Origin of the sequence: Sphingomonas sp. (assembly GCF_004799495.1) — a bacterium.
Classification (GTDB): Bacteria; Pseudomonadota; Alphaproteobacteria; order Sphingomonadales; family Sphingomonadaceae; genus Sphingomonas.
Map to the genome: position 1 here is coordinate 428168 of NZ_SSMY01000002.1, position 14484 is coordinate 442651.

At 66.7% G+C, this 14484-nt stretch carries 15 protein-coding genes; 10 read left to right on the top strand and 5 right to left on the bottom strand.

Annotation, left to right across the window (positions count from 1 at the left end; translation table 11 throughout):
• Window positions 1-63: 63 nt before the first annotated feature.
• The 4 genes from E7773_RS03415 (at window position 64) to E7773_RS03430 (ending at window position 2918) form a co-directional block, all read left to right on the top strand.
• Window positions 64-525, top strand: coding sequence for a MaoC family dehydratase (locus tag E7773_RS03415; protein WP_293988142.1), 462 nt, complete (start codon window positions 64-66; stop codon window positions 523-525).
• Window positions 526-542: 17 nt separating this feature from the next.
• A complete protein-coding gene (locus E7773_RS03420) occupies window positions 543-1721 on the top strand; it encodes an acetyl-CoA C-acyltransferase (RefSeq protein ID WP_293988144.1) in 1179 nt (392 codons plus the stop codon).
• 95 nt (window positions 1722-1816) lie between these two features.
• A complete protein-coding gene (locus tag E7773_RS03425; protein WP_293988146.1) occupies window positions 1817-2425 on the top strand; it encodes a hypothetical protein in 609 nt (202 codons plus the stop codon).
• 13 nt (window positions 2426-2438) lie between these two features.
• Entirely contained in the window at window positions 2439-2918 is a 480-nt protein-coding gene (locus E7773_RS03430; protein WP_293988149.1) for a pyridoxamine 5'-phosphate oxidase family protein, read from the top strand.
• Between the two features lie 138 nt (window positions 2919-3056).
• Here the strand turns inward: E7773_RS03430 and phaZ are convergent, their stop codons facing one another.
• Window positions 3057-4274, bottom strand: coding sequence for a polyhydroxyalkanoate depolymerase (gene phaZ / locus E7773_RS03435; protein WP_293988152.1), 1218 nt, complete (start codon window positions 4272-4274; stop codon window positions 3057-3059).
• 125 nt (window positions 4275-4399) lie between these two features.
• Between phaZ and E7773_RS03440 the strand changes: the two genes are divergently transcribed.
• Both E7773_RS03440 and E7773_RS03445 read left to right on the top strand, forming a co-directional pair.
• Window positions 4400-6166 (top strand): ABC transporter transmembrane domain-containing protein, encoded by a 1767-nt coding sequence (locus E7773_RS03440; RefSeq protein WP_293988155.1) that lies wholly within the window; start codon window positions 4400-4402, stop codon window positions 6164-6166.
• A gap of 14 nt (window positions 6167-6180) precedes the next feature.
• Window positions 6181-7338 carry a saccharopine dehydrogenase NADP-binding domain-containing protein gene (locus E7773_RS03445; protein ID WP_293988158.1) on the top strand — a complete coding sequence of 386 codons (1158 nt, stop codon included), beginning with the start codon at window positions 6181-6183 and terminating at the stop codon, window positions 7336-7338.
• Here the strand turns inward: E7773_RS03445 and E7773_RS03450 are convergent.
• Genes E7773_RS03450 through E7773_RS03460 form a run of 3 tightly spaced genes read right to left on the bottom strand, consistent with a single transcriptional unit; the run spans window position 7335 to window position 10221 of the window.
• Window positions 7335-7679: a hypothetical protein gene (locus tag E7773_RS03450; RefSeq protein ID WP_293988161.1), complete on the bottom strand. Its 345-nt coding sequence runs from the start codon at window positions 7677-7679 to the stop codon at window positions 7335-7337. The two genes, E7773_RS03445 and E7773_RS03450, sit on opposite strands and share 4 nt — an antisense overlap.
• Window positions 7679-7990, bottom strand: coding sequence for a hypothetical protein (locus tag E7773_RS03455; protein WP_293988164.1), 312 nt, complete (start codon window positions 7988-7990; stop codon window positions 7679-7681). The genes E7773_RS03450 and E7773_RS03455 overlap by 1 nt, the downstream gene beginning before the upstream one ends.
• Window positions 7991-8001: 11 nt before the next feature.
• The gene (locus E7773_RS03460; RefSeq protein ID WP_293988167.1) at window positions 8002-10221 is read right to left on the bottom strand and encodes a VacB/RNase II family 3'-5' exoribonuclease; all 2220 of its coding nucleotides are present in this window, start codon (window positions 10219-10221) and stop codon (window positions 8002-8004) included.
• Window positions 10222-10269: 48 nt separating this feature from the next.
• On the opposite strand from E7773_RS03460, the gene glpD reads away from it, so the two are divergent.
• From glpD to E7773_RS03480, 4 genes are read left to right on the top strand one after another with little or no spacing between them, the layout of a single operon-like run.
• Window positions 10270-11718: a glycerol-3-phosphate dehydrogenase gene (gene glpD, locus E7773_RS03465; RefSeq protein ID WP_293988170.1), complete on the top strand. Its 1449-nt coding sequence runs from the start codon at window positions 10270-10272 to the stop codon at window positions 11716-11718.
• A complete protein-coding gene (locus E7773_RS03470) occupies window positions 11715-12635 on the top strand; it encodes a rhodanese-related sulfurtransferase (protein WP_293988174.1) in 921 nt (306 codons plus the stop codon). The genes glpD and E7773_RS03470 overlap by 4 nt, the downstream gene beginning before the upstream one ends.
• Before the next feature lie 58 nt (window positions 12636-12693).
• Window positions 12694-13026, top strand: a complete 333-nt coding sequence (locus E7773_RS03475) for a PilZ domain-containing protein (protein ID WP_293988177.1) — start codon at window positions 12694-12696, stop codon at window positions 13024-13026.
• Between the two features lie 48 nt (window positions 13027-13074).
• A complete protein-coding gene (locus tag E7773_RS03480) occupies window positions 13075-13734 on the top strand; it encodes a TMEM175 family protein (protein ID WP_293988237.1) in 660 nt (219 codons plus the stop codon).
• Here the strand turns inward: E7773_RS03480 and E7773_RS03485 are convergent.
• Window positions 13731-14484, bottom strand: a 754-nt coding sequence (locus tag E7773_RS03485; protein WP_293988180.1) for a PHB depolymerase family esterase, incomplete at its 5' end; no start/stop codon positions are given. The genes E7773_RS03480 and E7773_RS03485 overlap by 4 nt on opposite strands.

A 14484-nucleotide genomic window follows, 5' to 3' on the forward strand; every position in this document is an offset into this window, starting at 1 on the left:
CGCGCGCGCGCGCCAGAGGAATGCGGACGGCTGTAGCGCCGAAACGGGTCAAAGGGGAATGTCGTGGCCGGCTCCATCACCATCCAGGAACGAGCTCAACAGATCGGAAGCGAGAGTGTTTCCGATTGGGTCGAAGTCACGCAGGACATGATCGACAAGTTCGCCGACGCGACCGGCGATCATCAGTTCATCCACGTGAACCCCGAAATGGCGAAGATGACCCCGTTCGGCGGGACGATCGCGCACGGTTTCCTGACGCTGTCGCTGATGCCGCTGCTGTCGTCGAAGGTCGCCGACGCGCCGAACATCGAGGGCGTGAAGATGGGGGTCAATTACGGGGGCAACAAGACGCGCTTCCTGACCCCGGTCCCCTCGGGCAGCCGCGTGCGCGGGCGCTTCAAGCTGCTCGAGCTGGTCGAAAAGCGGCCCGGCCAGTGGCAGCAGACCAACGAATTCACCGTCGAGATCGAGGGCAAGGACAAGCCCGCCCTGATCGCCGAATGGATCAGCCAGATTTTCGTTTGAGCTAGAAGGACCAGAACATGCGCTCCGCAGTCATCGTCTCCACCGCCCGTACCCCGATCGGCCGCGCGTATCGCGGCGGGTTCAACAACACGCCGTCGCCGACGCTCGCCAGCCATTCGATCAAGGCCGCGGTCGAGCGCGCCAAGATCGACCCGGCCGAGGTGCAGGACGTGGTGTTCGGCGCCGCGCTCCAGCAGGGCGTCCAGGCGGGCAACATCGCACGTACCGCCCTGCTCCGCGCCGGGCTCCCGGTCACCGTCGCCGGCATGTCGGTCGACCGTCAGTGCGCCTCAGGCCTGATGGCGATCGCCACCGCGGCGAAGGAGATCATCGTCGACAACATGGACGTCGCGATCGGCGGCGGCGTCGAATCGATCTCGATGGTGCAGACGCCGCAGATGCGCGTCGGCCGCGACGACGAGCTCCTCGCGATGCACAAGGACGTCTACATGCCGATGCTGCAGACCGCCGAGGTCGTGGCGAAACGCTACAATATCAGTCGTGAGGCGATGGACGATTACGCGCTCCAGTCGCAGCAGCGCACCGCCGCCGCGCAACAGGCGGGCTATTTCGACGCGGAGATCGTGCCGGTCAAAGCGACGATGGCGATGACCAACAAGGAGACCAAGGAAGTCACCTATCACGAGGTCGAGGTGACCAAGGACGAGGGCAACCGTCCCGAGACGTCGATCGAGGGCCTCCGGGGCTTGCAGCCGGTGCTGGGGCCGGACTTCACGATCACCGCGGGCAACGCGTCGCAGCTGTCGGACGGATCGTCGGCGTCGGTGCTGATGGAGGAATCGCTCGCGGCGAAGCGCGGCCTGACTCCGCTCGGGCGCTATGTCGGTATGGCGGTCGCGGGCACCGAGCCCGACGAAATGGGCATCGGTCCGGTCTTCGCGATCCCCAAATTGCTCGAGCGCAACGGGCTCAAGATGGACGACATCGGCCTGTGGGAGCTCAACGAAGCGTTCGCGGTGCAGGTGCTTTATTGCCGCGACAAGCTTGGCATTCCGGACGAGCTGCTCAACGTCAACGGCGGGTCGATCTCGATCGGCCACCCGTACGGCATGACCGGCGCGCGCTGCACCGGCCACGCGCTGATCGAGGGCAAGCGCCGCGGCGCGAAGTACGTCGTCGTCACGATGTGCGTCGGCGGCGGCATGGGTGCGGCCGGGTTGTTCGAGGTTCTCTAAACCTCAAGCCGAACGAATGGAGGGCCGGCGTCGTGATCCGCCGGCCTTTTCATTTTCCCTCAAATATGATGTTATAACATTCAAAGGAGAGTCCGATGGTGGCGCTGCGCGTAACTCTGATCGCGACGACGATCGCCGGCCTGATCGTCACGGCGCCGGCGCACGCCTGTATGCCGTGGATGGGTCCGCCGATGCTGGAGGGCGAAAGCCAGCAAGCCTATGCGAAGCGCGCCGACGAGGCCCGCCTTAAGCAGATCGCGGACGCGCAGCGCAAGCGCCAGACCGACGGCCTGCAGCAGGCCGCCACGATCTTCGTCGGTCGCTTCGTCTATTGGTTTCCGCCCTACCGCCCCACACCGCCCAAGCCCGGCCAACCGCCGGCGCCGCCTAAGCCCATCCCGATACCCGACATGACCAATCCCGGACCGAGCTATTTCAAGCCGATCGCCTGGTTCCGCGGAACGCCGACCCGCGCACTGGTCCGCACGCGCAATTCCTATACGAGTTGCGGGCCGATGGGGTTCGGCGACACGACGTTTGCTACCGAGGGCGATCTCTACCTGTTTTTTGCGCGCAAGGGACCGCTGATCGAAAAGAACCTGATCGACGCAATCGCGATCGACAAGATCGACGATCCGACGCTGATCGAGTTCGTCGCGAAATATCGGAAACCTGCGGCGAAAACGGCGTTGTCTCCCCGATAGCGGGAGAAACGCCGTGGCCGACGCGCAGGAAATCAAGCAGCATTTCTGGAAGAAGCTCGCCGACAGCCCGTTCGTGATGATCGGGCTGGAGGGTGACGGCCAGCATTCGGAGCCGCTGACCGCGCAGCTCGACGAGGATCAGGTCGACACGTTGTTCTTCTTCATCGGCAAGGACAATCGCTTGGCCAGCGGGGGCAAGGCGATGGTGCAGTTCGTCGCGAAGGGGCACGATTTCTTCGCGTGCCTGTCGGGCAATGCGCGCATCGACAACGATTTCGCGATGATCGACAAGCTGTGGAACAAGCAGGTCGAGGCATGGTTTCCGGGCGGCAAGGACGATCCCAACCTCGCGCTGCTACGCTTCGATATCGACGATGCCGAGATGTGGGAGACCGACATGAGCCTCGCCGGTAAGGTCAAGATGCTGTTCGGCGGCACAATCAAATCGGGCGACGAGGGCAGCCATGCCAAGGTCGGGACGACCGCCGCCTGATTGGTCCCCGTCCATTTCCGTCACCCCGGACCTGATCCGGGGTCTATCGTGCCGCGTTATTTACGCCCGCGATCCTTGTGGAGACATGGATCCCGGATCAAGTCCGGAATGACGGTTGGTCTGGCATTGTACTAACCATCACCCGTCGTGCGCGGCGATCCATTTTTCGAACACCGGCGCGATCTGGTTGCGCCATTTGCTGCCGTTGAAGATGCCGTAATGCCCGGCATCGGCGACGAGATACTTCTTGTCCTTCGCCGGCAGGTTCTTCGCGATGGTTAGCGCCGCCTTGGTCTGGCCGAGCCCTGAAATGTCGTCGCGCTCGCCCTCGATCGCGAGGATCGCGATATCGGTGATCGCGCCCGGATCGACCTTGCGCCCGCGGTGCGTCATGTCACCCTTGGGCAGCTTGTGGTGCTGGAACACCACATCGATCGTCTGGAGATAGAATTCGGCGGTCATGTCGCAGACCGAGCGATATTCCTCGTAGAAATCCTTGGTCGCCTCGGCCTCGATGTCCTCGCCCTGGACGAGATGTTTGAACATCTCCCAATGCGAGACCATGTGATTGCCCAGGTTCATCGTCATGAACCCGGCGAGCTGGAGGAACCCCGGATAGACGCGGCGGCCCGCGCCCGGATAGTTCATCGGCACGGTCGCGATGACATTCTGTTCGAACCAGGCGAACGGGCGTTCGGTCGCGAGCGTGTTGACCGCGGTCGGCGCCTCGCGCGTGTCGATCGGCCCGCCCATCAGCGTCAGCGTCTTGGGGCGGCACGGGTTCCTGTCGGCGCTCATCAGGCAGGCGGCGGCATAGGCCGGAACCGAGGGCTGGCATACCGCGAGCATATGGGCACCGGGCCCGATCAGTTCCATGAACTCGATCAGGTAATCGATATAATCGTCGAGATCGAAGCTTCCGTCCGACAACGGCACCTGCCGCGCGTCGCGCCAGTCGGTGATATAGACGTCGGCAAACGGCAGCATCCGCTCGACCGTGCCGCGCAGCAGCGTGGCATAATGGCCCGACATCGGCGCGACGATCAGCAGCCGTGGGCGACCCTCGACGCCCTTGCGCGCGAAATGCTTCAATTGCCCGAACGGCTTGCGCAGCACGATCTGCTCTTCGACCGCGACCTGCTTGCCGTCGATCGTCGTATGGTCGAGCCCGAAATGCGGCTTGCCGCGCGGGGCGGCGGCGTGCGCGAACACTTCGAGCGCGGATGCCATCACCGGCCCGCCGCCGAAATAGGCGAAGGGGTTGGCGGGGTTGCTGAGCAGTTCGGCGCTGAAATTGGCCAGCGCGCTGGCGCCGGCCAGCATCGACCGCTGCATTTCGTAAGCGTTGTAAAGCATTGGCCCCCGATAGGTCGTAACCGTTTACCTTGGCGTCAACCCTAGGCTCGTGTTGCAGCGCACACAACGCGGAAAAGCGATGCGGCGTTGCGGCGATTGGCGCACGCCTCTAGGGCGTAACGATCATGGCCGATCCCGCTCCCGACACACCGAAACCGGGCCGTAAGCTCAGCAGCCTGCGGATGGTGTGGCACGTGGCGAAGCGCTATCCGGGCCACTTGGCGATCGCGCTGGCCGCGTTGCTGACCACGACCGGGGCGACGCTCAGCCTCACCTGGATCCTGAAACTCGCGGTCGACCGCCGATCGGACGTGGGCGAGGACCGTGCCTTTATCGCGCTGTTCGCGCTGGTCGGCGTGCTCGCGGTCGCAACGGCGATCCGCTTCTATTTCGTGTCGTGGCTGGGCGAGCGGACGGTCGCCGACGTGCGCGTGGCGGTGCAGACCAACCTGTTGCGACTGGAACCCGGCTGGTTCGAGGAAAACCGCCCGTCGGAGATCGCCTCGCGGCTGACCGCCGACACCGCGCAGATCGAAATGGCGGTGGGCACCACCGTCTCGGTCGCGCTGCGCAACCTGCTGACCGGGGTCGGTGGCACCGCGTTGCTGTTCTATTATGATTCTGCGCTGGCGGGCATGCTGATGATCGGGATTCCCGTCGTCGTCCTGCCGCTCGTGCTGCTCGGCCGGCGCGTGCGCGGGCATTCGCGGTCGAGCCAGGACCGCATCGCCGATATCGGCGCGATGGCGGTCGAGACATTGTCGGCGATGAAGGTGGTGCAGGCCTTTTCGCAGGAGCGGCGCGAGGCGGAGCGCTTCGCCGGCGCGGTCGACCGCGGGTTCGTCGCGGCCAAGCGCCGCATCCTGATCCGCGCGCTGATGACGTCGATGGTGATCGGGCTGCTGTTCGGTGGGCTTTCGCTGCTGTTGCGCACGACGCTCGGCGCGGTCGCGAGCGGTGCGATCTCGGCGGGCACGCTGCTGGCGTTCGTCACGACAAGCGTGCTCGTCGCAGGCGCGTTCGGTGCGCTGACCGAAGTCTATGGCGATCTGCTCCGCGCGGCGGGCGCCGCCGAGCGGCTCAGTGAATTGCTCGAGGTGCAGCCGGCGATTGCACCGCCCGCCAACCCGGTGCCGCTACCGCAGCTCGCGCGCGGGGCGATCCGGTTCGACCATATCGAGTTCCGCTATCCGACGCGGCAGGACGTATCGGCGCTGCACGATTTCTCGCTCGATATCGCGCCGGGGGAGACCGTCGCGGTGGTCGGGCCGTCGGGCGCAGGCAAGACGACCTTGTTCCAGCTGATCCAGCGGTTCTACGACCCGGGCAGCGGCAGTGTTTCGATCGACGGTATCGCGCTCCCGCTCGCCGACCCCGCCGACATCCGGCGCCGCATCGCGATGGTACCGCAGGAGACGGTGATCTTCGGCGCGTCGGCGCGCGACAATGTCCGGTACGGCGAGTGGGGTGCGAGCGACGACGCGATCTGGGCCGCAGCAGAGGCGGCCAACGCTGCCGAGTTCCTGAAGAAGCTGCCGGAGGGGCTCGACACGTTCCTGGGCGAAGGCGGCGCGCGGCTGTCGGGCGGGCAGCGCCAGCGGCTCGCGATCGCGCGCGCGCTGCTCCGCGACGCGCCGATCCTGCTGCTCGACGAAGCGACCAGCGCACTGGACGCCGAAAGCGAGCGGCTGGTGCAGCAGGCGCTCGAACGGCTGATGGACGGGCGCACGACCTTGGTCATCGCGCACCGCCTCGCCACGGTGCGCGCGGCGGGGCGGATCATCGTGATGGACGATGGGCGGATCGTCGAAGAAGGTACGCACGCCACGCTCAACGCACGCGGCGGGTTATATGCTAGACTGGCGGCGCTGCAGTTCAGCGAGGCCGCCTGACCGGGGAGAGAGCAATGGCGCGCGAATTCGATATCATCGTCTATGGCGCGACCGGGTTCACCGGGCGGTTGGTCGCCGAATATCTGGTCACGGCGTATCCGACCGGCGTCAGCTGGGCGATGGCCGGGCGGTCGCTGTCGAAGCTCGAGGAAGTCCGCGACTTGATCGGCGCGAAAGACACCGCACTGATCACCGCCAATTCGGACGACCCCGCCAGCCTGACTGCGATGTGCGAACGCGCGACCGTGGTTATCTCGACCGTCGGGCCGTACCAGCTTTACGGCAGCGATCTGGTCGCCGCATGCGCCGCGACGGGCACCGCCTATGTCGACCTATGCGGCGAGCCCGCGTGGATGCGCCACATGATCGACGCGCACCACGACGCCGCCAAGGTGAGCGGCGCGCGGATCGTATTCTCCTGCGGGTTCGATTCGATCCCGTTCGACCTCGGCGTGCTGACGCTCCAGCAATGCGCGGCCGCGAAACACGGCAAACCCGCGCCGCGCGTCAAGGGGCGCGTCCGCGTGATGAAGGGCGGCTTTTCGGGCGGCACCGCGGCGAGCCTGAAAGCGACGCTCGCGGCCGCGGCGCGCGATCCCGGCATCTTCAAACTGCTAACCAGTCCGTTCGCGCTAACCCCGGGATTCAAGGGGCCGCACCAGCCGACCGGGTTGATTCCGGAATACGATTCGTCGGTCGGCGCGTGGGTCGCGCCGTTCATCATGGCGCCGATCAACACCAAGAACGTCCACCGCACCAACTTCCTGCTTGGCGAAAAATACGGCGCCGATTTCGTCTATGACGAGATGATGGTCGCGGGGCTCGGCGATCTGGGCAAGGCGGCGGCCGAGGCGATCGCCAAGATCAATCCGCTGGCGAGCGACAAGGGTCCCAAGCCCGGCGAAGGCCCGTCGAAGGAAGAACGCGACGCCGGACATTACGACGTCCTCTTCATCGGCGAATATCCCGACGGCGTGCGGGTCGAGTGTGTCGTCACCGGCGACCGCGATCCGGGCTATGGCTCGACCAGCAAGATGATCGCCGAAAGCGCCTTGTGCCTAGTGCAGGACGTCAAGGGCGATGGCGGGATCTGGACCCCCGGTGCGCTGATGGGCGACGCGTTGCGCGAGCGGCTGACGGCGAAGGCGGGGCTGACGTTCCGCGCGGGCTAGCCGCGATAGAAGAACACCGCGATCACTGCGATCAGGACCGCCATGCCGAGCGCCAACGGCACCATGTGTGCGCTGCGCTCCCGTTCGCGCAGATGGTAGGCGACGAGGTCGAACCAGAAGCGCCCGCCCGAAACTTCGCGAACGATCCCCGCCGCGCGCAATTTCTCGAACGCGGCGGCGTCGCGCGGATCGGGGATGAAATCGATCGCGTCCTCGGGCGCCAGCGCGTGGCGGCTGAGCATCGCTCCGGCGATCCGCCCGCGCACGCGCAATGCCCCCGGCGGCAAGCGGGGCGGCGGCGCGGGCTCGGTCGTCCCGGTCAGTTGCAGCCGGTTGGGCATCAGCCCGCGAACAGGCTGAGTGCCGCGCCGATCGCGACCGCCGCGCCGACCATCATCCCCGCGCGCCGCCGCCGTTTACCGTTCCATTTGTCGTAGGCCGGGATGTCGAGCCAATAGGTGCCCGCCTTGCCGACATGAAGCACGCCATGGTCGATCAGCCGTTCGAGCAAGCGCCGCTCGATCCCGCGCTCGGGCGCATAGCCGATCGCCTTGTCGGCGGAGACCGCGTCGCTCGCCATGAAATGCGAGATCAACCGCCGCCGCGCCCGCGCCACCGCGCCCGCTGCCGCTCCTGCCGCCGCTCCACCCATACCCGAACTCCTTATTTGCGCCGTCGGCCCTGATGGCGGATGTTGGCCGGTCGGCCGCGCCGTTTCAAGACGCGCGGCGGCCGGCTGCCCGGCGCAGCAAATTTACCCTCGGGCAGTTCGAACCGGAGAGCGCCCGATACCGGATTCGATTCCGCCAGCCGGAGCGTCAGCCGCTGGCCGATCGTGTATTCGTCGCCCGATTGTTCGCCGACCAGTTTCTTGGCGGTCTCGTCGAAGCGGAAATATTCGCCGTCCAGATCGCGCACCGGCATCAGCCCGTCGCCACCGATCCCGTCGACCGTCGCGAAGAAGCCGAAATTGGTGACGCCGGTGATGCGCACCTCGCACAATTCGCCGACGCGCTCGGCGAGATAGGCAGCGACGTAACGGTCGATCGTGTCGCGCTCGGCCTCCATCGCGCGGCGCTCGAGCTTGCTGATCGACTCGCCGATCCGCTCCATCCCCGCCGCTTCGTCGGGGGTCAGCCCGCCAGGACCAAGATTGTACGCGCTTACCAGCGAACGGTGGACGATAAGGTCGGCATAGCGGCGGATCGGCGAGGTGAAATGCGCGTAGCTGCCGAGCGCCAGCCCGAAATGGCCGTGATTGGCGGGCGCGTAATAGGCCTGGGTCTGGCTGCGCAGGATCTGCTCCATCACCTGCGGCCGGAAATCGACCGCGCCGATCTTGTCGAGAATCTGGTTGAACGTCGCGGGGCGGATGACCTGCCCCAGCGCCAGCTTGACGCCGTACGTCTCCAGATAATCCTTCAGCCCGACCAGCTTCTCGCGGCTCGGTGGCTCGTGGACGCGATACATCACCGGCGCCTTCTTCGCCTCGAGCGCCTTCGCCGCGGCGACGTTGGCGGCGATCATGTAATCCTCGATCAGCCGGTGCGCGTCGAGCCGCTCGCGCGGGGCGACCGACATGATCCGCCCTTTCTCGTCGAGCACGACGCGGCGTTCGGGGAGGTCGAGGTCGAGCGGCTCGCGCGCGTCGCGTGCCTTGGCGAGCGCGCGCCAGCACGCCCAGAGCGGCTTGAGCGCGGTGTCGTTCAGCGGATGCTCGAGCTGCCCGTCGATCGAGGCTTGCGCATCCTCGTACGCGATATTCGCCGCGATCCGCACCACCGCGCGGGTAAAGCGCCAGCCCTTGAGCTGCCCGTCCCTGGCAATCTGCAAATGGCACGCGAGCGCCGCGCGGTCCTCGCCGGTCTTGAGGCTGCACACCTCGGCCGACAGGATTTCGGGGAGCATCGGCACGACGCGGTCGGGGAAATAGACCGAATTGCCGCGCCGCCGCGCCTCGCGGTCGATCGCCGAGCCCGGGCGGACGTAGAACGACACGTCGGCGATCGCGACCACCGCCTTCCACCCGCCGGGATTGCCGGGGTCGTCGTCGGGCGCCGCCCACACCGCGTCGTCGTGATCGCGCGCATCGGCGGGGTCGATCGCGACGATCGGCAGGTGCGTCAGGTCTTCGCGTCCCTCGCCGAGCGGTTGCTTCGCCATCCGCCCCGCCTCGTCGAGCGCCTCGTCGGCGAACTGGTCGGGGATACCATGCTCGTGGATCGCGATCAGCGAGAAGCTGCGCGGCGCGAACGGATCGCCGAGTCGCTCGGTCACCCGCGCCGTGATGCGCGGCGGGCGCCCCGCTTTTTCCGCCAGTACTAGGTCGCCCGGCTCGGCATCGCCCGCGTCGCTCACCGGATATTGCCGCCGCTCGCGTTTCTCGACGCCTTCGAGCCACAGCCCATTGCCTTCCTTGCGCAACACCCCGAGCATCAATTCGTCGCCCTTGGCGAGCTGCTTCATCGGGTGCGCGACCCAGCCCTTCCCGACTTCCTCGGTCCGCGCGAGAATGCGGTCGCCGATCCCCAGCGCCGAGCGCTTCCCCCGCTCGCGCACGCGCAACCGCGGCATCGGCGCGGCGTCGGCATCCCAGCGCTCGGGCACCGCCCACACGTTGCCGCCGTCGTCGACGTCCGCCACGCGCAGCACGGTCACCTTGGGCAGCCCGCCCGCTTTGTGGAACGCACGGCCAGGGGCGCTATCGATCAGCCCCTCGTCGGCCATGTCCTTGAGCAACGCCTTGAGCGCGATCTTCTCGTGCGCGGCCAGCCTGAACGCCTTGGCGATCTCGCGCTTGCCCGCCGGCTGGTCGGACGAGGTGATGAAATCGATGATCTGCTGACGGGTCGGGAGGCCGGGCTGTTTTCTGGGTTTCGCCATGTGACGGCGACGATAGGCGCTCTGCCCGAATGACGCTAGGAGCATGCCGTGACCTACGACCTCCTGATCATCGGCGGCGGCATCAACGGTTGCGCGATCGCGCGCGAGGCGTCGTTGCTCGGGCTGAAGGTGTTGCTGGTCGAGCGCGACGATATCGCCAGCCACACGTCGTCGGCCTCGACCAAGTTGATCCACGGCGGGCTGCGCTACCTCGAATATTACGACTTCCGCCTGGTCGCCGAGGCGCTCCGGGAAAGAGAACGCCTGGTCCACGCCGCCCCGCACATCATCCGTCCCTTGCGCTTCGTCCTGCCGCAGGAGAATGCGGTGCGCCCGTGGTGGATGGTGCGGATCGGGCTCTATCTCTACGATTTCCTCGGCGGCAAGATGTCGCTCGCGCGCTCGCGGGGTCTGCGCAAATCGGACCGCGACTACGTCGACCCGCTCAAGGGCGGCGATAGCGGGTTCGTCTATTCCGACGCGCAGGTCGACGATTCACGGCTGACCTTGCTCAACGCGGTCGATGCGGCGGCGAACGGCGCGGAAATCTGCACCGGTGTCGCGCTGGAGAGTGCGCGGCGCGAGGGCGGCGTGTGGCGCGCGACGTTGTCCGACGGGCGCGCGGTCGAGGCGCGCGGACTGGTCAACGCCGCCGGGCCGTGGGTGCACCTGATGCTCGACAAGCTCGGGATGGAGGGCGCGGCGAACGTCCGGCTAGTCAAGGGCAGCCATATCGTCGTGCCCAAGCTGTACGAGGGTGACCACGCTTACATCCTGCAACTCCCCGACCGCCGCATCATCTTTGCGATCCCTTGGCAGGGCGGAACCGAGATCGGCACCACCGACATCCCCGTCGGCAAGCCCGAGGACGCGGTCATCTCGGACGACGAGATCGCCTATTTGTGCGAAGGCGCGAACCACCATTTCGTCAACCAGATCAGCCCCGCCGACGTGACGCACAGCTGGTCGGGCGTGCGCCCGCTCTACGACGACGGCGCGAGCGAGGCGAAGGCGGTGACGCGCGATTACGTGCTCGAACTCGACACGAATGGCCCGCCGCTGCTCAGCGTGTTCGGCGGCAAGATCACGACCGGTCGGCACCTTGCCGAGGAAGCGATGGGCAAGCTCGCCCCCGCGCTCGGTATCTCCGCGCACCCGGTGACGCGAGCGCGCGTCTTCCCGGGAGGTGCGATCGACGATTTCGACGTGTATCTCGCGAAGGTCCGCGCGACTTGGCCGTTCCTCGGCGACGATCGCTCGGCGCGGATGGCGCACGCCTATGGCACGATGCTCGGCGAGATGCTGGCGGGCGTCACCGACGAAGCGGGCATGGGCGCCGGCCTGGGCGGCGGGCTGACCGCCATCGAGGCGCGCTGGATGCGCGACAAGGAATGGGCGAAAACCGCCGCCGACGCACTCGATCGGCGGAGCAAGGTGGGGCTGCACCTCACTCCCGACCAACGCGCAGCGTTCGAAACGGCGTGGGACAAATTGTGATCCAGGTCGCTGCGCTTTACCGTTTCGCCTCCTTCCCCGATCCTGCCGTGTTGCGCGGGCAGCTGCTCGATCTATGCGCAGAGAACGGCGTCAAGGGCACGCTGCTGCTCGCGACCGAGGGAATCAACGGCACTATAGCCGGGCCGCCCGCCGGCATCGACCGCGTGCTCGCGCATATCCGCACGCTGCCCGACTGCGCCGATCTCGAGGTCAAATTCTCGACCGCCGGGACGATGCCGTTCCACCGGCTCAAGGTTCGCCTCAAGCGCGAGATCGTGACGATGGGTGAGGCCGTCGATCCGCACGCGGTGGGCACGTATGTCGCACCTGCCGACTGGAACGCGCTGATCGAGCAATCCGGCACGCTCGTGATCGACACGCGCAACGCGTATGAGGTTCGCGTCGGCAGCTTCGATGGCGCGGTCGATCCGCACACCGCGAGCTTCAGCGACTTTCCCGCCTGGTTCCGCGAGCATCGCGACGAGATCGCGAATGCGGACCGCGTCGCGATGTTCTGCACCGGCGGCATCCGCTGCGAGAAAGCCACCGCGCTGTTGAAGGCCGAGGGGATCGCAGACGTCCGCCACCTCAAGGGCGGCATCCTGCAATATCTCGAAGACGTGCCCGCCGCCGAGAGCCGGTGGCGCGGCGAGTGCTTCGTGTTCGACGAACGCGTCGCGGTCGGGCACGGCCTTACGCCCGGCACGCACGAGCTGTGCCGCGGCTGCCGCATGCCGGTCAGCTCCGCCGACCGCAGCTCACCGTTATTCGAGGAGGGCGTCAGCTGCCCCGCCTGCCACGGCACGCGCGACGACAGCGCACGCGCCGGCTATGCCGAACGCCATCGCCAGGCGACTCTCGCCAAGGCCCGCGGACACGCGCACGTCGGCGCAAGCTACCCAAAAACCACGCTTTAGCATCTCCTTAACCCGACCGCTGCATCACTGGCCGCTGGGGCAATCCCCGGGGGCGTACGTGGCGACCAGGTTTTCGCAATATCGTAGGGTCGAACCGGCATCGATCGAGCAGCGCGCCGAACCGCGGCTGAGGCTGTCGATCACCCGCGCCAGCGTGCGCCGCCACGGCAAGACGCCGATCGACGCGCTGCTTCACGATCTCTCCACCTATGGCTGCCGCATCGCCGCCGGTGTCGCGGCGGAGGAAGGCGAACGGCTGTGGCTGCGCTTCGACGGGCGGATGCCGATCGCCGCGACCGTCGTGTGGTGCCTCGACGGGATGGTCGGCTGCCGCTTCGACACGCCGATCGAACGCGCGGTGATGCGTGCGCTGACGCTGCGGCTGGCCTGACGCCCGACATAGCGCTACCGTTTCGATGGCGAAACGGGGGTGGCGACGATGTTCCGGCTGGCAAGGCTCGACGGCGGCAATGGGCTGGAAATCGACCGGCTCAATTTCCTGACCGACGGCATCTACGCGATCGTCATGACCTTGCTCGTGCTCGAGCTCAAGATTCCCGAAGGACTGACGCCCGACCGTGTCCTGCCCGCGTTGATCGAGAACGGTCCCAAGTTCGCCGCCTTCGCCATCTCTTTCTCCGCCGCTGCGGTCGGCTGGAGCTACGCCTATCTCGCGCACAGCGTGATGCGGCGAAGTAACTTCATCCACCTGATCATGACGCTCGCATCGCTGATGGCGGCATCGCTGATCCCGTTCGCGGCCGCGGTGATGGGCAGTTATCCCGATTCGCCGTGGGGCTATGAGCCTTATTGCGTCGTGATCGCCGCGCTTTGCGCCACACTGACGATCGACATGTTCGTCAACCGGCGGGCATTGGTCGATCCGCGGATCGACCCGCGAGTCCCAACCGCGTTCTGGCTCTCGACCATGACCGTCGGGCTGATCGCGATTAGCGGCATGCCCCTGGCCTTCTGGAGCCCGCACGCGATGTTCTGGATCATCGTCGTCGTCAGCATGCTGATCTGGGTCGATTATTACCTGCTCTCCGCGTGGATCGGCCGCGAGACGGCGCGGATCGAGGAACTGTCTGACCTCTAGCGGTGGTGTGCGGCGAAGAACGCCCACATCAGATCGGTGCCGTTTACCCGTCCGGTCGATCGCGTGACGCCGGGACGTCCGATCGTCCCGCCCGGCCAGCCGTGCTCGGCATCCTTAATCAAGTAGAAGTCGACGTCCGCGCCGCGCACACAACCGGCCCAATGCTGGCGCGCATAGTCGGCGGTGTCGCTCGACGCCGGGTTCGCGGCGCAGCGATTCGCTGTCGCCCACCACCTGGCAGCGTAGACTGACGGCTTGTACGGACTCGATTGCGCACCGCTCACGCTTGCCGGGCCGATGCCGCCCGGGACCGGCACATTCTGGTCGTTCGCGGCGTTGACGATCAGCAACGGAACCGGCGCGACCGGCGCGGATTCGTTGCCGAACAGCGCGCCGACGAACACCGCCGCCGCGGCGATGCGGTCGCCGAGCGCGATCGCGATACGATGCGCCATCATCCCGCCGTTCGACATGCCGACGACGTAGACGCGTCTGGGATCGACTCGCCCGCTCGCGACCTGCGCGTCGATCAGCGCGCGGATGAAGCCGACATCGTCGATCTTGGCGCGCATCGCATAGGCGCAACACCCACCCGCGTTCCATGTCTGGATCTTGCCGATCCGCGCGCTCCCTTCGGGCAGCGCGAGGATGAAGCCAGCCGCGCGCGCCTTCTCGACCAGCCCCGCGGACCGCGCGAGCTGCGCTCCGTTACCGCCGCCGCCGTGGAGCGCGATGACCAGCGGCATCGGC